The sequence below is a fragment of the Nostoc cf. commune SO-36 genome (assembly GCF_023734775.1).
Taxonomy (GTDB): Bacteria; Cyanobacteriota; Cyanobacteriia; order Cyanobacteriales; family Nostocaceae; genus Nostoc; species Nostoc commune_A.
Genome location: NZ_AP025732.1, coordinates 3100139 through 3118843 on the forward strand (window position 1 = coordinate 3100139; position 18705 = coordinate 3118843).

Sequence of the window (18705 nt, forward strand, 5' to 3'; positions counted from 1 at the left end):
ACTACCGAGAAGCACCATCTGTGCATCCTCTGGTTGTGAAAAGTGTAAAATAACACAATACTTTCATAAACACATCAACTATGCAAACAGAATATCGGCAGCGCCGCGAGCATTTAATGGCAAAAATTGGTGATGGTACAGCCATTTTTCGCAGTGCGCCAATGGCAGTGATGCACAACGATGTCGAGTATGTTTATCGGCAAGACAGTGATTTTTTCTACTTGACTGGTTTTAATGAACCACAGGCAGTAGCAGTTTTAGCACCGCATCATGCAGAACATCGATTTGTGCTATTTGTCCAACCGAAGGATCGTGAAAAGGAAGTATGGACTGGTTATCTCAATGGGGTAGATGCAGCGAAGGAAATTTATGGTGCTGATGAAGCGTACCCCATTAGCGAGTTAGATGAAAAATTGCCGCAGTATTTGGAAAAAGCCAGCCGGATTTACTATCACTTAGGACGCGATCGCAATTTTAACGATCAAATCTTGAAACATTACCAAAGTTTACTGCGGACTTATCCGAAGCGCGGTACAGGGCCGATCGCTATTGAAGATACTGGCCCTGTCCTCAGCAGCATGAGATTAATCAAAAGTGAAGCTGAGTTGGAATTGATGCGTCAAGCAGTGGCGATCGCCACTGAAGCCCACAATTACGCCCAAGAAATTGCTGCACCTGGACGTTATGAGTACGAAATACAAGCGGAGATGGAACGCATCTTTCGCGTGCGGGGTGGGTTAGGGCCAGCTTACCCTTCCATTGTGGCTTCCGGCGCGAATGCTTGCGTACTCCACTACATTGAAAATAATCGTCAAATGCAGGATGGAGAATTACTACTAATTGATGCCGGTTGTGCCTACGGTTATTACAACTCGGATATTACGCGGACATTTCCTGTAGGTGGCAAATTTACGCCAGAACAAAAGACGCTGTATGAAATTGTTTTAGAAGCACAAAAACAAGCGATCGCTCAAATTCAACCAGGTAATCCCTTCAAATTAGTTCACGATACAGCAGTACGTGTTCTCACAGAAGGTTTAGTCGAACTTGGCATTCTCAAAGGTGAAATTGATAAGTTAATTGAAGAAGAGAAATATAAGCCATATTATATGCATCGCACTAGTCATTGGTTAGGTTTAGATGTCCATGATGTGGGCGTTTACCAGCACGGTGAAGACAAACCGCAAATTTTGCAACCAGGTCAAATTTTGACAGTGGAACCAGGACTATATATTGTGCCAGATACGAAACTAGCAGAAGACCAGCCACAGACTGATCCGCGATGGGTTGGTATTGGCATTCGGATTGAGGATGATGTGTTAGTTACATCTGATGGACATGAGGTGTTAACTGCGGGGGTTCCCAAAGCAGTAGATGAAATAGAAAGTTGAAGACTGCCTTTCTTGATAAAAATGGGGATGGTGTCTACCATCCCTAAGGAACTTCCAACTAAAAAAATATCCTATCGCGGTGTAGGCAGGGGGGCAGGGAGTTAAGCTAAAGGAAAAATGACGGTGAAGGTGGAACCAATGCCTACCTCTGATACTAGGTTAATTTGACCTTGTAATAGTTCTACTAAGCGACAGACGATCGCTAACCCCAATCCTGTACTATCAGGAAGATAGGGGCGATTGCTAGAAGTCACGCGAAAGTATGGTTCAAATATCTGGGCTTGGTTTTCGGGTGCAATGCCAACTCCAGTGTCAGAAACTACGATCGTCCATGTCTGATTCTCCAACACCTGACACATAATAATAATAGTCCCCGACTCTGTATAACGAATCGCATTACTAATAAGATTTGTAATAATTTGTTGGCATTGAAAAGGGTCTGTGATTATTTCTTTGGGAGCGCGATCGCAATCGACTACGACTTTTAAATTTTTCCCAGCAGCTAAAGGTTCCAACATTTCACATACATTATTAATTAATTCAAGCACATCGGTGGGTGCTAGTTGGAGTTTTATTTGCCCTGCATCATGCCGCGAAAGTTCTAATACATCGTTGATCATATGGAGTAACTGTCTACCGTTGCGTAACACGCGCTCAATATGTTCTAGATTGGTATAGTTGTCTTTTATCTCAGTCTTTCGTTGTTGGCGTAAAAATAGATCAGAGTAACCAATAATGGAAGTTAAGGGATGTTTCAATTCATGGGCTAGTTGCGAAATATACTCGTTATTTACACTAATCAAGCGTGTGAGTTCATCATTATGGAGTGTTAGTGATAACTGCAACTGGTGTAATTCTCGCAACCGCTCCTCAACATAACTCTTGAAACAGCGAGCGATCGCTTCGTCTAGGATAGCGTCAATCAAACGCATAGAACGAATTATCTCTACAGGTGTTCCCCCCAATAAATCTGGTTGTAAAGCATCAAAAATTGCTGTTCGCAGCAAATGATATTCTCTGGCAATTTCTGCTGGATCAAAGCCTTGTTCTGCTCGAATAGCTCCATGCTGAAGACTGGCAGTAACTATTGACTCAATATCATTATCCTGATATTTTGAAAGCACTGTCACCATTGCTTTTAAAACATCAGGGACATGATCCTTTACTGCTGTGTAAGATAGGTCATCAGCACTTTCAATTCGTCTATCCTTGCGAACTGCTAGAATCCATTTATCGAGGATGGTGTCCGTTTTTTCAGCCAGTGCTTGACTAAAATCCATTATGTTAAATATCAGCTAAGAGATAGATGAGTAAAGTTCCATATCCAATTAGTTTAGCGAGTGCAGGGAGTTTATACCATATTTACTAATTTTCTTCACCTACCAAAAGGAGTACATTGTCCATGTTCTTTTGTTTGCTGATTAACTAACTGTATCTAAAATTTTTCAGTATCATCTATTTTATATTCAAAAATATTAATCAAGCACGTAACATTCTTGATGCTTGGCTCGACTATATTATTTAGCAGTCCGTGTAAGGAGTTCACCACAACACGACTAAAATCATAGGTTTTATTTATTAAAAATAATTGCGAGTAAACACTTAACTATAGTATTAAAGTTAACAGCAATCATCATAATACCAATAGCTTTTACTGAGCATCGATGTTATATTGTGCATAATTTAGTATCCATTAGAGTAAGTCAGCCTAATTCAGCGTGTCACAGTGCATAACGCTGGAGCGGAGGAACCAAATTGTGGGGCGTATCTCATAGAAAGTGAGGAGTTGAGAGTGAGGAGTTAGAAGTTACTAAATACTTAACTCATAACTTATAACTCATAACTCATAACTTTCTTCAGAAGGGCATCTCTCAGCCCTAGCCCGTCAGCTAACTTCGTAGGCATTGAGAGGAGACTGAAGAGACGGCATTTTTATAATGTTCCGATCTCATCGGTGTCCAAGGCTGGTACTGCTCGGATTTTTTGTACCTGCACTTAAATCTGTTGGGGTCGTAAATGATATTTCAATTAAATTTAGCAGCGATCGCAGCGATCGCTGGACAAGCCGCTTGGAAAAAGGCAAAACCTGTCGTCGTTAGAGATGTATTCTTTCTACCTGTGTTGGGGTTCTTGGGAATAATTATCTTGTGGTGGATTATTGCCCTTGCCAACCATGAATTGATGCCTACCCCACCAGAAGCCTTAATCGCTAATTTAGACTACATCTTAAATCCCTTCTATCAGCGAGGCCCAGGCAACTTAGGAATTGGTTGGTTGTTAATAGCAAGTCTGCGTCGGGTATTAATAGGCTTTTTGTTAGGTGCGGTAGTAGCGATTCCTCTGGGGTTTTTAATTGGGATGTCCAGACCGGCAATGCTAGCACTCAATCCCATCATTCAAATTTTTAAACCCGTATCGCCCTTAGCTTGGCTGCCCATCGCCTTAGCAATTTTCAATTTGGCAGATCCTTCAGCGATTTTTGTCATCTTTATTACCTCCTTGTGGCCGACAATTATTAATACCGCTTTAGGAGTTTCTAGCGTTCCCAAAGATTATTTAGATGTGGCACGAGTACTGGAAATGCCACGTTGGCGGCGGATTACAAAAATCATTTGGCCTGCAAGTTTGCCGTATATTTTTACAGGTTTACGAATTAGTTTAGGGATAGCTTGGCTGGTAATCGTCGCCGTGGAAATGCTTACAGGCGGTGTTGGTATCGGCTTCTTTGTCTGGGATGAATGGAGTCGCTTAAACCTGAGTTCAGTCTTTTTAGCTGTGTTGGTAATTGGTGTAACTGGGTTAATCCTGGATTATGGCGTGGGCAAAATCGAAGAATTAGTCACCCATCGCCCTAGAAATTCTAACTAACTAAAGGGAATTTTAGATTTTAAATTTTAGATTTTGGATTGAAGAATTGAAAATCCAAAATTTAATAATATCTGTTCGCGCAGCGTCTAATCAAACAAATCTAAAATCCAAAATTGATCCACCAATAGAGCTACAAAAATGGGTGATATTAACTGGACTCGACGAGATATTATCAAGGGAATAGGAGCAACAACGGCGGGAATGGCGCTGTCTTCCTGTGGGATTTCAGGAGATAGATCAGCCAAAGGATTGACCGAAGAAGCCTTAGCTGTGCAACCACTAGTTAAAAGCGGCGACCTAGAAAAAGCCGATTCTGACAGTTGGTTACGTTCCCGTTAATGATTGTGCGCCATTTGCGATCGCCTGGAAAAAAGGTTTCTTCCGCAAGTATGGTTTGAACGTTACACTCAACCGCGAAGCCAGTTGGGCCACCTCCCGCGACGGTTTAATTTTGGTCGCCTAGATGCTTCACCCGTGGTATCCGGTGCAGTCACCAACGCCAGAATTGGTGCTGAAGGCGCACGCCAGGCCCCCTTGTGTGCAGCCATGACCATACACTGCCACGGTAACGCCATGACAATGAACAAAGCCATGTGGGATTTTGGGCTGCGTCCGTGGTACGAGTATCAAGAAAAATATGGCGATGGGGCGCTACAAGCCTTTGGGCACGATTTCCGAGACTACTTTGGCAAGCAACCGCCAGAAAACAAAGTCTGGGCAGTAGTATTAAGTTCCTCCATTTACGAATACTTTATTCGTTACTTATCCGCCGCCGCCGGAGTTGATCCGCTTAAAGAGTTTCGCGTCATCATCGTTCCGCCACCCCAAATGGTAACAAACGTGCGAATTGGGGCGATGCAAGCTTACATGGTTGCGGAACCTTGGAATACACGAGCAATTACAGGCAACGAGAACATCGGCTTTACCTTCGCACAAGGTAAAGAAGTCTGGTTGGGACACCCAGATCGGCTTTTGGGGGTGATGCAATCTTTCATTGACCAATATCCCAAAACCTATCGTTCCCTAGTCAAGGCAATGATTGAAGCCTGTCAGTATTGCAGCAAAGACGAAAACCGCCAAGAAGTTGCCGAACTCATAACAGACCGTTCCTTTACAGGTGCTAGACCCAAAAAGAAAGATGCCCCAATTGCGAAATTTACAAGTCCGGGAATTCTCGGCAACTACAACTATGGCGGCTTTGACGGTAAAGACCGCACCATCAAAGCTGCTGACACCACGATTTTCTTCGATATTCCTGACAACCTTCCCAAACAGCCAGGAGAACACTCCACATTCTTATGGAGATCGAGAAGTATCTGGATGATGACACAAGCAGCCCGGTGGGGACAAATTAAGGAATTCCCCAAAAATGCCGAAAAACTAGCCGAACTTGGCTGGAGAACAGATTTATATCGGGAGATAGCGTCTGAAATGGGCATCGAGTGTCCCAAAGACGATTACAAGGTCGAACCACCAGAAGTATTTATAGATAAAAAAGGCTTCGACCCCAGCGATCCTGTGGGCTATTTGAATAGTTTTGCCATCAGGGCTAACGCTCCCACTAACTTTTTCATGTCTTAAATCCCTGCCAATTTGGGATTTTAGATTTTAGATTTTAGATTTTGTTTCCTTGGTTTATGCTCTGTCGCTTTTGGATGGAATAAACATAAAATCCGACGCTGCGCTATCAGCAACGCAGCATCCTTTTAATCGGGAACAATCCAAAATTGCAAATCTAAAATCCAAAATTGTTTGATGACTAAATTATTTCTGGAGCATTTCGATGATGGAATATACCTCATTACCTATTAATACCCAGACCGAAGTTCTTCCCCGCTCTGGGTTTTTAGAAATTGAAAATTTAGTCAAGTCTTATCCGACACCTGATAAAGGTAATTTTGTCGTTTTAGATGGAGTTAATCTGACGATTGGTGAAGATGAATATATTTCTGTAATTGGTCACTCTGGTTGTGGAAAATCAACCCTACTAAAGATAGTAGCTGGTTTAGAAAAAGCGACTTCCGGCTCAGTTAGGCTAGATGGGAAAGAAATTCATAAGCCAGGAGCCGAACGGATGATGGTATTTCAGAACTATTCGTTATTACCTTGGTTAACCGTGCGAGAGAATATCCGTTTAGCTGTAGATGAAGTGCTAAAAAATGCTAATCGTGCCGAGAAAATTAGCATTGTAAATCAACACTTGGCAATGGTAAACTTGACGGCGGCGGCTGACAAATATCCTGATGAAATCTCTGGAGGTATGAAACAACGAGTAGGTATTGCCAGAGCTTTAGCAATTCGTCCTAAAATGTTGCTGATGGATGAACCTTTTGGGGCACTAGATGCGTTAACTCGTGGCAAATTGCAACGGCAGGTATTGGATATTTGGGAAAATAATCGTCAGGCAGTGATGATGATTACCCACGATGTAGATGAAGCAATCTATATGTCCGATCGCATCGTCTTGATGACCAATGGCCCAGCTGCTAGTATAGGAGAAATTTTAGAAGTTCCTTTTGAGCATCCACGCGATCGCGCCGCAATGCGAAACTCAAAAGAATATTTTGAACTCCGTAACCACGCCCTGAATTTTCTTGATCGATATTTTGCCCAAGACGAGTAAATTTAGATTATCATTTTTTTTAGTGGGTAGCCTAATTTAAATTCATGAAAGCTGAATTTGGAACGGAGGAACCAATGTTTGGGGCTAATCTTATGAGAGACACCTTCCAGTCTTAGCCCGTCAGCTAACTCCGTAGGCAATGGAAGGAACCCCCAACACTTTGGCTGTAATACAGTTATTATTGGGGTTTCCTTGATTGATTTAAGATTTGAACTTTTGGTTATCGTCACTCAATCTAAAATCCAAAATCGTTCGACTGAGCGTAGCCGAAGTCCAAAATCTCAAATTGATCGCCCTGCTTCTCATTGTTAATTTATTTCATTGGGAGAAGTAAAGCTGTGCAAATAAAGCCAATGTTAGCACGTCTGCAAAGTGCCACAGGTCGAGATGACTTAATTGAACAAATGGTACTGTTGCCAGAACCAAAAAAACCTTTTTCTAAAAAACCTCAAAAAGCAAAAGCAGTTAATTTAATCGTTGCGTATGACGCATCTCCTAACAGTCATACGGCGCTAGATATTGCTTTCTGGATTGCCCACCAAACGCGTTTAGCCACCAATGCAGAAGTTACAGTTCAAGCCGTTTATGTGCTAGAAGACAATTCAAAAAGCCAGTATTCAAACATTTTGAGCTTACCAATACAACAACCTCCATTGGAGTGTCAAGTCAGTGAAGTATCAAAGTCTACTACACAGGTATTAACTCAACCCCAATTGCAAACAGTGGTAACACCCTTGCAAAAAGCAGATATAATTCTTTGGCAAGCCCGAAGTCTGGCTGAAGAATGGCAAGGTTGCTTCAAATCTCATTTACGGTTTGGCTGCATTTCGACAGAACTTACCAAAGTTGTTGAATCAGAAGCTGCCGATATTCTGTTTATGGGTTGCAATTCTGTCAATCATCCGATGATTGAGGCACTAGATTCTAATTTTCCCTGTGCCGTTTTGGGTATTCCCAGTTGTATTGATGAATAATCACTGTTAAGACTTTCAGTAATTTTTACCTAATTGTAATCATAGATAAGTCACCTACAACTAGGTGGCTTTTTTCGCTACTATGCAACCAACTACACTTCGGGAGTTAAGATGTGGAAAACTGGCAAGCAACCCTCAGCGTTATTACATTTATCAGCGTCATTGTTTTAGTAATGACAGAATGGGTACATCTCACCATTGCAGCATTATTGGGAGCATTGTTGTTAGTTTTTACCAACGTCATGTCTTTACAAGAAGCTGTTGGTTACATCGGCAGAAGTCATGGAACACTCGGTTTATTCTTTGGAGTTATGGTGTTAGTGCGGGCTTTTGAGCCTACCAAGATATTTGATTATTTAGCTACTCAAATAGTAGTCATAGCTAAAGGACAAGGCAAGCGTTTATTACTTGGTATTGTGGCTATTGTTACGCCCATCTGTGCAGTATTGCCGAATGCCACAACAGTAATGTTACTAGCACCTTTAATTCCACCAATAGCGCAGGAAGTTGGGATAAATTTTGTACCCTTGTTGATTTTAATGGTGTTTGTTGCTAATAGTGCCGGACTTCTGACTTTAGTTGGAGATCCAGCGACATTTATTGTTGGTGATGCTGTGAATATCAGCTTTACAGATTATTTATTAAAGTTGAGTTTAGGAGGAGTAATTGCCATTGTCATAGTGATTGCAACACTACCATTTTTATTCCGCAAAATTTGGAATACACAGTTAGACAATCTTGAAGAACTGCCACATCCAGAAATAAATCACCCACGAGCTTTAACCCTTGGTGCAGTTATTGTATTTTTCGTCCTGCTATTTTTTGTTATTGGAGAATCTTTACCAGTTCCTATCTCGCCTGCTGCCGCAGCTTTGTTAGGAGCCGCTTTAGCGTTGCTTTTATCTCACCATAGCAAAATTGATTCAGTTAACAACATTTTGCGCGATGTAGACTGGAGTACATTAATATTTTTTATGAGTATTTTTGTGTTAATTGGAGGTCTAGAAAAAACAGGCGTAATTAATGGTTTATCAGGAGTATTAGCAGCAATTTTAGGAAAAAATATAATCTTGGGTTCCCTAGTTTTGTTATTTTCTGTGGGGATATTATCCAGCGTAGTGCCTAATATTCCTTTAGTGGTGGGGATGGTGCCCTTACTCAAACAATACATTGTTACTGTCGGATTAGCGCCCGCAGAAGTTTTAGCCCAAGACTTTCAAGGACAGTTTCCGCCAGAAGTATTACCACTGTTTTATGCAATGATGTTTGGTGCAACTTTGGGAGGTAATGGCACACTAGTGGGAGCATCATCTAACATTGTAGCCGCCGGTATTTCTGAGCAGCATGGACGGGCGTATATCGTTTAAAACTTTTCTACACTACGGTATCCCAGTTATGGTATTGCAACTGGTAGCTTCGGCTTTGTATGTGTTAGTTCGCTTTTTGCTTTAGGTAAGGAAACACCAACCTAATTAAATATAAAATGCTCAGGAGATAAATTCCCGACTTCTTACAAAAAGTCGGGTTTCTGAGTACTTTCTTTATTTAAACTCAGATACTTATCTATCCTAAGCTATTTCTAATATCCAATTAGGTGTAGCACATCCCGTAAGACGCTATAACCAGCTAAATCCCAAAGTAAATAGGCAAGGAATCCAATTGCTGCCAAGCGACCATTCCAAATTTCCGCTTGGGGAGTCCAGCCAAACAAAAATGCGTTGCGATCTATGCCGTTGTATTCTGCTGCAATAGGTGGTAAATCTGTAGATGGACGAGTTTCTTGAGTAGCCATTTGTTTCTCCAATATTTAGTAGTTTTTTCAAGCGTTTTAATGTTCTATTGTTTTAGTAGCCAACTATATGTAAAACGTCTCGAACAACGCTATAGCCTGCTAAATCCCAAAGTAAAATAGGCTAGAAAACCAATTGCTGCCAAGCGACCATTCCAAATCTCGGCTTGAGGTGTCAAGCCAAACAAAAATGCGTTGCGATCTACACCGTTGTATTCTGCTGCAACAGGTGGTAAATCTGTAGATGGACGAGTTCCTTGAGTTGCCATTTGTTTCTCCAATACTTAGTAGTTTTTCAAGTGTTTAATGTTCTAGTAGCCAACTAGGCGCAAAAGGTCACGAACATCAACCATTGATTTGTTAACTTTAATGTAGCTGTTTATAACTAAACTTATTTCTGTCTGTGGGTACAAACCACAGGCACTTCTTATGGACGATTATCACAAAGGTATTTTTTTAGACAAATCCACCTTTAGAGGGTGAGCAAGAGCGAATATGTAAATAAATGTAAAGGCGTTGCCAGCAAACTATAATTTAAACAGAATCAATCGCTACAAATAAGCAATTAAAAATTAAAAACTACCTATACATAATTAATAGTAGGTGGCAATTTGATTCAGATTCTCACCGAGCGATAGTAAAAGTTATATCTTTCGCTGGATACAGCTTTCAATCTTTAGAGAGATGCTTTAAACAGCTAAATTCCACGATTCTGAGCTTAAAGAGTTAGGTATTACCATAAGTACCAATCATAAATACTAAGAGTTGCTTCTCAAGAAATTCTTAATTCCCCAAATTGAAACCCTAGTAGAAGGAAATACAATGTTCCAAAGTACGGAAATTATGCTAGGACTCTACAAACCACTATTGTGGTTGGCACAGGTTCCAGTAGAATCCTCAAATGTCACGCCAGCACAGGCATCGGCTCTCATTTCCGGGCCGCGCTTTTTTGTGGCTTTAATCTCCGGCGTGATTTTAGCCTTTGCTTTCCAATTAGTTCTAACTAATCTTTCCCTTGCAGCCGGTATTTCCTACCTGGGGCACTCATCTGACTCGGATTCAGATTCAGATAGTGGGGAAGCGGGAAGTTTGGGTGGTAACATTCGCAAAATTGGCACCGCAGTGGGTATTTGGACATTAGTCACTGTGACGATCGCCTTATTAATCGCTTCTTTTCTTGCAGTTAAATTAAGCCTGGTAATCTTAGACCCAGTATTAGGAGCGATTCTCGGCTTGGTGATTTGGGGTGCTTACTTTTTGCTTCTCGTTTGGGTAAGTTCCACCACCGTGGGTTCTTTAATTGGCTCAGTCGTTAATTCAGCAACTTCCGGTTTTCAGGCGATTATGGGGACAGCCACCGCCGCACTGGGCGCAAAAGCTGTCAATAACCAAGTTGTAGCGACAGCTGAAGCCGCCGCAGCCGCTATCCGCCGGGAACTAGGAAGCGCCATCGACCCAGGAAGTATCCGAGAGAATATAGAGGATTACTTAGAAAAGATCCGTCCTCCAGAGCTAGATTTGTCAAAGATTCGGGGTGACTTTGAAAATTTGCTCAACGATCCGCAACTAAAAGCGATCGCCGGGACTCCAGATATTCGCAACATCGACCGCCAGAAGTTTATCGAGTTAGTCAGCAGCCGCACCGACCTTTCCAAAAAAGATGTTACCCGCATTGCTGATACCTTATATAAAGTTTGGCAGCAAGTCGTGAGTCAACAATCACCCAGCGAAGACCGTCTGGGTGAGTTGATGGATTATCTGAAATCACTTCCAGCAGGACAAAACAAAACAGATGAACTCAACGCCAAACTGGATCGGTTATTAGCAGAACAGGGTGGTTCCAAAGAAGCTGACCCAAACCAAAAGGCAGCCCCAGGCCCAATGCAAAGTACAATCCAGCAAGCACTATCTGCTTTAACCGCCACTGTGATGGGACGGGCAGATTTGCCTGATTTGGATGTGGAAAAAATCTTTGGGTAGTCTCACCACTGCCAAAGGTAAAGTTACACAGCAAGCAGATAAGCTAGGGTTGCCAACACCATCACAACCTTATAGCCCAATTCGGGCTGATATCGAAAATTACCTGCATAACACTTATGCTTGGCAACTAAGTCCAGAAAGAATCGCCCAGGAATTTCGTGATGTCCTCTATGACCCAGCAGCTGACGCTGGAATAGTCCGCAGGGAACTAGAACGATTATCTCGCAACGATTTCGTTCAATATACTGCAACAACGGGACCTGCTTACCCAAGCCCAAATTCTGCGCATTGCAGATCAGTTAGAAACTGTCCGTAAAGATGTGCTAGTGATAGTTACAGGTATTGAAGAAAGACGAGATAGTCCAAGACTTGCAACGGGCAGTGGAAAGTTATCTGCTAGTTACTCCAAAAGCCGATTTGACAGCAGAAGGCATTGAGCAGAACTTCAAACCACTGTTGCAAGACTCAGATGTAGATTATGAAACCCTGACATTGCGACTAGCCCACCTTGATCGTCAGGAAATTCGGTCGATATTGCTGCAACGTAATGATGTGCAGCTATATGAAGTAGACAGCATTCTCGAAGAGTTGGAAAAACAACGCGATCGCGCTTTGGTAGAATCCAAAGGATTAGCAGAACAGGCGCAATATCAAGCAGAAACCCTGTGGCTGAATGTAGAATCATATCTGCGTAACACCGGGAAATCAGAACTGAATCCTGATGCCATCCGCGCCGACTTCAAAAAGTTACTGGAAGATCCCCAAGGTGGAATTAGCTCAATTCGGGCGCGGTTGTCTCGCTTTGACCGCGATACCTTGGTGCAATTGTTGAATCAGCGGCAAGATTTGAGTGAAGATCAAGTTGATCAAATCATCAATTCTGCTGAAGAGTCGTGGCATAGTATTCGCCACACACCCCAAGCTGTAGTGGATAAAGCCAAAGAGCAATACGACTCTGTTACTTCGACGATCGCAGATTATCTACGGAATACTGGTAAACAAGAATTGAACCCAGAAGGTATCGGGCGAGATTTGACCAAATTGTTTGACAATCCCAAAGAGGGAGCCGTCGCACTGCGCCGTCGGTTGTCGCAGGTAGACCGAGATACATTGGTGAAGTTGCTCAGTCAACGTCAAGATTTGAGCGAACAACAAGTCAATGAAATCATTGATTCTACACAAACTTCGATTCGTAACTTTATACGTGCGCCTCGTCGTTTAGCTACTCGTACACAGCAACGAGCAGAAACATTCAAAGCTTATCTAGAAGAGTATCTGCGCCAAACGGGTAAAGAAGAACTCAATCCTGAAGGTATCAAACGCGACTTGCAACTACTCTTGCACGATCCGCGAGTTGGGGTAGAAAGTTTTAGCGATCGCCTTTCCCATTTTGACCGTTCTACGATCATCGCCCTGCTGAAAATTCGGGAAGATATGTCCGACGAAGAAGCGGCGCGGATTGCCGATAACATGGTATCCGTAAGGGATCAATTTGTCGAACAAGTGCGGAATATCCAACGAGGCATTCAAGATGCGATTGATGGGGTTTTCGGCCGCATTCGTAACTATCTCAACTCTCTGGATCGCCCGGAACTTAACTACGATAATATCAAGCACGATGTTCGCACATTTTTTGACGATCCCCAGGCAGGGTTTGATGCGCTGCGCGATCGCCTATCTTCTTTTGACCGTGATACCTTAGTGGCAATAATGAGTTCTCGTGAGGACATCTCTGAGGAAGATGCCAACCGGATCATTGACCAAATTGAGCGGGCACGCAACACAGTATTGCAACGTGCAGAACGCATACAGCATGAAGCCCAACGCCGCCTAGAACAGGTGAAGCATCAAGCACAGAAGCAAGCGGAAGAAACCCGCAAAGCCGCAGCTTCGGCAGCTTGGTGGCTATTTGCCACAGCAACCGTCTCCGCGATTTTCTCTGCATTAGGAGGAGTGATTGCTGTAGCTACGCAGTAGTTTAACAAGTTTTCTCCGCTAACTTTTCAGCCTCCCACTGTGGGAGGCTTTTCTATGTTCGGCAGATTTACACGCCATTCTCCTTAAACCATGCCAAAAGCCGTTTCCAACCGTCCTTAGCATCTTCCTCGCGGTAGGAGGGGCGATAATCAGCAAAAAATGCATGAGGTGCATCTGGGTAGACGATGATTTCAGATTTGCTGCTGCTTTCCTTTAAGCGATCGCGCATTTGCTCTACTGTATCAAGGGGAATACCCGTATCCTTCCCGCCATAAAGTCCGAGGACGGGGGCTTTCAAGGATGATGCAATATCAACGGGATACTTTGGCTGAAGTTCGTTAGCCTCGCCTACGAGTCGCCCATACCAAGCCACACCTGCCTTCACTTGGGGATTGTGTGCTGCGTATAACCAGGTAATGCGCCCGCCCCAGCAGAATCCTGTAATTGCCAATTTATCAGCATTACCCTTAGCTGATTTCACCGCCCAGTCTACCGTGGCATCAAGATCGGATAATACTTGGGCATCTGGTACTTTGGCGACAATTGGACGAATTTCGTCTATACTGCTTAACTTCGAGACATCGCCTTGACGCACAAATAATTCCGGTGCGATCGCTAAATACCCTAGTCGAGCAAAACGACGAGCGACATCTTGAATATGCTCGTGTACACCAAATATTTCCTGGATTACCAGAACTATAGGGAAATTTTTACCAGTAGCAGGTGCTGCTCTGTAGGCAGGAATTTCGCCACCTTTAACGGGAATTTTCACCGCACCAGCTACTAACCCCTCAGTATTGGTGGTGATAACTTGGGCAGAAATGGGTTGCACCGCTAGGGCAAAACCCGTTGCTAAGGTGGCAGTTGCAATAAATTTGCGGCGTGTTATTTCTTTCATCATCTCTAACTTTAATTGGCGAAAACTTGATTGTTGCTTACTCGTACAGTACTGTAGTACAAATACTACGGTTTACCAATCAGTTTACTGCAATACTGGCTGCGTTTGCTACCTCAGTTTTTGCCTGTAGACAAAGAGCGATCGCAATGAAAAAGCGGGGGAGCTTTCACGACTTTTTAAATTTGCAAAAAGTTAGCGATCGCCTGCGGTAATGGCAAAATAATTACAATCAACAAGGCCATTGCCAGTAATCCCCAAACGTCACGTTTGTTATCTAATTCACTGACATCATTCAGTGCAGGCTCATCAATCAACGGCATAAATAATAAGATAATCGCCCACACTAAAAATTCTTCCCGAATTAAAGCTAGTAATAGCAACAACACGCGAGCAATTTGACCAATTACAAGCGCAGTTCGTTGTCCAAACATCGCATGGATAATGTGACCTCCATCTAGTTGTCCCACAGGCATTAAATTTAATGCTGTAACAATTAATCCGAGAAAACCTGCTACAGCCAACGGGTGCAAGTCAAGGGCTGATTTTGCCGTTAACTCACTTCCCAAAGCTAACTTTGAAAGTAGCGCCAATAAAATTGAATACTTGGGATCGAGGGCATCAGGATTCAAAGTTCGGGTTTTTTCAGTGATGGAAACCACATCAGAATGAGCCAAGCCCCATATTAGTAATGGCAAGGTAACAACAAAGCCTGCAATTGGCCCAGCGATACTAATATCAAATAAAGCTTTACGGTTGGGAATAGGACTACGCATCTGAATAAATGCGCCAAAAGTTCCCAAAAAGAAAGGCACGGGAATAAAGTAAGGCAACGTCGAGCGAATATGGTAAAACTTTGCTGTCAAATAATGCCCAAGTTCATGAATTCCCAAAATAGTCATCAGTCCTAAAGCATAAGGCAATCCCTTAAATAGAACATCTGGGTCAGATAGAACTTTGAACAAAGGGCCAATTTTCCAGATAGGTGGTAGAGAAACACCAGCAATTTCCACTCCCACCAAGGTAGTAGTTAGCAAAGTAGCTGCTAGCAGCAGAAGTGCTAATCCTGGACGAGTCAAGCGTTCCTGATTGCGTCGTGGTGTATTTGTCTGTTTAGCAGCTTGAGTATTGGGAACCAGCACAAAGAAAGGTTTGCCATTGAAACCTTCTTGAAAGATCAGCAGGAAGCGATCGCCAAATTGTGCTTCAATATTAGTTTTAATCTGCTGGTAAGCGTTGCTGGCTTGAGTTCGCAACTGACCACGGCAAATTACAGATTGGGGTCGATACTCAATATTTTGAACGTAGTAAACAGACCAAGGAAAACAATTTCGTAGTAAGGTTTCTTCTGTTGGCTCAATAGGACGCACCATTGGTTCTGGGGTAGGCTGGATAGTCGGTTGTGATTCTGAGGCTTGGGCTTGACCTTCGGTCGGTGTATTTCTTGGTACTTGACGCCCCCAGTGAAATAACGTCCAGTATAAAAGTGTGCAGAAAAACATCGACCAGATGATCAATCCTGGTGGCGGAGGTTGTTTTGCCCCGTAGATTAGCGTCCATCCACTCAACAGAAATGCTGGTGTCATTAAAACCAGCCACAACAACCATACTGGTGTTCGGGTGACGTGAGCGACGCTGTGCTGCACCATTAGATAAGTAGCTAGCCCCAGCAGGAGGATAAACAGAAACCAAAATGCCATGTTATCTTCAGTAATTTTGACAAAACGCCGCACCAGTAGCTTCAGCACCATAGCATTAACTACAAGGCAGACCTCAAATCCCAATTTTATGTTTCAACTCTTGAGAATTTCCCCACTGTAACCAGATTGTCCACAACTCCTCAGTTTCGGTTCTTTGCTTATGTGCCCTTTACCTCAACAGCCAAGTCATACAACTAAGCCACCACGGGCTGTCTTTCCTGACGAAGTTTCTCGCGGAGGTTCTCTGCAATCGGACTTCGCACAAGAGAGAATTTTTGCCTTTCCACCCAATCGGGACACATTAGGGGGAACCTCTTATCTTATTGTAAGAAATGAAGGCAATATCCTCATAGATTGCCCAGCCCTAGACCAAACAAATCAAGATTTTTTAGGGACGCATGGAGGCGTGCGTTGGTTATTTATCACCCATCGAGGCGCGATTGGCAAGACTGTTGAATTTCAGCAAACCTTTGGCAGCGAAGTGCTGATTCAAGAGCAAGAAGCTTATTTATTACCAGGCTTAACTGTAACTACCTTTAGGCAAGAATTTAGTCTCGATGCTGCAACGCAAGTGATTTGGACACCAGGTCATTCTCCCGGCTCATCTTGTCTCTACTACAGTGAACTTGGAGGAATATTATTTTCTGGTCGTCATTTACTCCCTAACCAGCAGGGACAACCAGTACCATTACGGACAGCTAAAACTTTTCACTGGCCAAGGCAAATTCAAAGTTTGCGATTATTGTTAGAACGTTTTACACCAGAAACTCTTCAGTATATTTGTCCTGGAGCAAATACAGGCTTTCTCAGAGGCAAGCGATGCATCGAGCAAGCTTATCAACACCTCGCCTCTCTGGATTTATCAGCTTTGCTGCCGATACAGCCTCTTTAAAAGCTGGAGGGTTGGAGGACAAGGTGATTTGAGTGAGAACTTTCAATGAAATTGCTGAAAAAATCACCTCTTGTGGGGTGGGCATCTTGCCCGCCTTGACTGTGGGCGGGCGAGATGCACACCCCACAATAAATAGTTGTATATTTTTTATTTGGGAGTCCCTAATAGTCACAACCCCACAGATAAATTCGTGGGGTTGTTCTGTTGAGTTAATTATTTTTTTCTGTATATATAAAGCAATACAGTTCAGTTAAGGGTAAAAACTAAAAATACTTGATAATGTTGGGTTGAGCAATAGCGAAACCCAACCTACTATTTTTCACAAAGCCTAGCGTATTGATATATAAAGTTGCGATCGCATGAATCGATAATCGACAGATGTAAAAAACTTAAAATTTATAAACGTCCAACTTTAAGTATTTTAACGCAATTTGATTCTGGGATGGTAATTTCGTATTTTTACGGTAGATAATGTAGCTTTTTATCGATTATATATGAACAAGACACTGATACAGAACAAAGCTGAGTAATCAGTTAACTTTTTTATGCTTTACCGTCTAGCGTTAACTTCTAGCCTAGCGTTAGTATTCGCTCTAGATCAAGCTGTACTAGCTCAAAATGCAAATGTTCCTTTCAGTGGAATAGTTCCAGTTGAAGCTACTTTTAGTTCTCCTGCCCCTGGCACTGCTGAACCAACTATTTCTAGCGATTCTGGTGGAATTCCGACAAAGTTTGAATCGCAAACTCCTGCCACTATCGCTGTGCAAACCAGCACATCCGCCAGCATCTCTGTTTCACCCGCGAGGTTTGTATCTGGGCCTAGTGTTGATCCATCTGGGACAACGCACATTGGGTTTTTAAAATTTGGTTCGACCAACCTTCGCAGTGATGTTAGCAGTGGGAGTGGAATTTTGCCACCAGGTAACACCAATTTAGAGGTGGGTTTATTGGTAGAGCGACCAGTAGCCTTTACGCCAGGAACTTATACCTACGTTGTTACTTTAACCATTGCACCATAACTGTTTTCTCCAACCCTTATCTATTTTAAAAGGATTTAAAAATGATTCGTCGTTCTTTATTAACTGCCGCTTTAATCATTGTTGGTTCTGCTATTCTTGCACCCAAAACAATGGCACAAACGGCTGATGTTCCCTTTACAGCAAATGTCGGTGGTGTCTGCAACTTCGATCAAATTATCCCTGGTAAATTGGGACTCAACCAGCAGACTAACCCAACTTCACTAGCGGGAGGATATACTGGAGGGCAATTTGGTAAGGTTTTTGTTAGCTGTAACCAAGGTGCCAGAGTAAGTATATCTAAGCCACAGCAGACCGGAGGCCCTGGGTTTACGCCCATGTTTTCTGTTGGAATAATCAACTCACCTTTTGGCAGTACAGATTCTCAGAATGCTAATCCTGTGTTCCTGCCAGGAGGTAGCGGTTTGCCTTTGGATATAGACATGATCGTAGATAAAGGCAGTCCCCTTACTCCTGGAAACTACAGCTATGTAACAACCTTGACTATCGTGCCATAGTCTAAAATTTTTCCAGTTTACCTTCAGATCAGTTGAGAAAAATAGTTGCTGAATATCTTGTCGCTAGAGAGTAAATCTTCAA

Annotated in this window: 12 protein-coding genes, 4 pseudogenes and 2 riboswitches; of the genes and pseudogenes, 11 read left to right on the forward strand and 5 right to left on the reverse strand. The window is 42.8% G+C overall.

All coding sequences use genetic code 11. The annotated features are described in order from the left end of the window. Positions 1-80 precede the first annotated feature (80 nt). Entirely contained in the window at positions 81-1391 is a 1311-nt protein-coding gene (locus ANSO36C_RS13895) for an aminopeptidase P N-terminal domain-containing protein (RefSeq protein WP_251960006.1), read from the forward strand. A 101-nt stretch (positions 1392-1492) separates the two neighbouring features. Here the strand turns inward: ANSO36C_RS13895 and ANSO36C_RS13900 are convergent, their stop codons facing one another. Beyond that, entirely contained in the window at positions 1493-2671 is a 1179-nt protein-coding gene (locus ANSO36C_RS13900; protein ID WP_251960007.1) for a sensor histidine kinase, read from the reverse strand. Positions 2672-3086: 415 nt separating this feature from the next. After that, positions 3087-3310: riboswitch (cyclic di-AMP (ydaO/yuaA leader) on the forward strand. Between the two features lie 97 nt (positions 3311-3407). On the opposite strand from ANSO36C_RS13900, the gene ntrB reads away from it, so the two are divergent. From ntrB to ANSO36C_RS13925, 5 genes and pseudogenes are all read left to right on the forward strand, one after another. After that, positions 3408-4259 (forward strand): nitrate ABC transporter permease, encoded by an 852-nt coding sequence (ntrB, locus tag ANSO36C_RS13905; RefSeq protein WP_251960008.1) that lies wholly within the window; start codon positions 3408-3410, stop codon positions 4257-4259. 138 nt (positions 4260-4397) lie between these two features. Further along, positions 4398-5840 (forward strand): annotated as a pseudogene (locus tag ANSO36C_RS13910) (ABC transporter substrate-binding protein). A gap of 205 nt (positions 5841-6045) precedes the next feature. After that, positions 6046-6882, forward strand: coding sequence for an ABC transporter ATP-binding protein (locus ANSO36C_RS13915; protein WP_251960328.1), 837 nt, complete (start codon positions 6046-6048; stop codon positions 6880-6882). Between the two features lie 39 nt (positions 6883-6921). Further along, positions 6922-7036: riboswitch (cyclic di-AMP (ydaO/yuaA leader) on the forward strand. 199 nt (positions 7037-7235) lie between these two features. Further along, positions 7236-7856, forward strand: coding sequence for a universal stress protein (locus ANSO36C_RS13920; protein WP_251960329.1), 621 nt, complete (start codon positions 7236-7238; stop codon positions 7854-7856). A gap of 113 nt (positions 7857-7969) precedes the next feature. Further along, a pseudogene (locus tag ANSO36C_RS13925) lies at positions 7970-9308 on the forward strand (ArsB/NhaD family transporter). Positions 9309-9435: 127 nt separating this feature from the next. Here ANSO36C_RS13925 and ANSO36C_RS13930 read toward each other — a convergent pair. After that, a complete protein-coding gene (locus tag ANSO36C_RS13930; RefSeq protein WP_251960009.1) occupies positions 9436-9648 on the reverse strand; it encodes a high light inducible protein in 213 nt (70 codons plus the stop codon). A 52-nt stretch (positions 9649-9700) separates the two neighbouring features. Continuing rightward, positions 9701-9914, reverse strand: a pseudogene (locus tag ANSO36C_RS13935) (high light inducible protein). Positions 9915-10467: 553 nt separating this feature from the next. Between ANSO36C_RS13935 and ANSO36C_RS13940 the strand changes: the two are divergent. Continuing rightward, positions 10468-13602: pseudogene (locus ANSO36C_RS13940) on the forward strand (MFS transporter). Positions 13603-13669: 67 nt separating this feature from the next. Here the strand turns inward: ANSO36C_RS13940 and ANSO36C_RS13945 are convergent. Next, positions 13670-14500, reverse strand: coding sequence for a dienelactone hydrolase family protein (locus ANSO36C_RS13945; protein WP_251960330.1), 831 nt, complete (start codon positions 14498-14500; stop codon positions 13670-13672). Between ANSO36C_RS13945 and ANSO36C_RS13950 the strand changes: the two genes are divergently transcribed. Continuing rightward, a complete protein-coding gene (locus tag ANSO36C_RS13950; protein WP_251960010.1) occupies positions 14485-14712 on the forward strand; it encodes a hypothetical protein in 228 nt (75 codons plus the stop codon). The genes ANSO36C_RS13945 and ANSO36C_RS13950 overlap by 16 nt on opposite strands. On the opposite strand, the gene ANSO36C_RS13955 is transcribed toward ANSO36C_RS13950, so the two are convergent. Further along, positions 14677-16197: a site-2 protease family protein gene (locus ANSO36C_RS13955; protein WP_251960331.1), complete on the reverse strand. Its 1521-nt coding sequence runs from the start codon at positions 16195-16197 to the stop codon at positions 14677-14679. The two genes, ANSO36C_RS13950 and ANSO36C_RS13955, sit on opposite strands and share 36 nt — an antisense overlap. A 160-nt stretch (positions 16198-16357) precedes the next feature. Here ANSO36C_RS13955 and ANSO36C_RS13960 point away from each other — a divergent pair, with 160 nt between their 5' ends. The 3 genes from ANSO36C_RS13960 to ANSO36C_RS13970 all read left to right on the forward strand — a co-directional run bounded on the left by ANSO36C_RS13960 (position 16358) and on the right by ANSO36C_RS13970 (position 18623). Further along, positions 16358-17089, forward strand: coding sequence for an MBL fold metallo-hydrolase (locus ANSO36C_RS13960; protein ID WP_251960011.1), 732 nt, complete (start codon positions 16358-16360; stop codon positions 17087-17089). Between the two features lie 545 nt (positions 17090-17634). After that, entirely contained in the window at positions 17635-18108 is a 474-nt protein-coding gene (locus tag ANSO36C_RS13965) for a hypothetical protein (RefSeq protein WP_251960012.1), read from the forward strand. A 41-nt stretch (positions 18109-18149) separates the two neighbouring features. Beyond that, positions 18150-18623 (forward strand): hypothetical protein, encoded by a 474-nt coding sequence (locus ANSO36C_RS13970; RefSeq protein WP_251960013.1) that lies wholly within the window; start codon positions 18150-18152, stop codon positions 18621-18623. Positions 18624-18705: the final 82 nt, after the last annotated feature.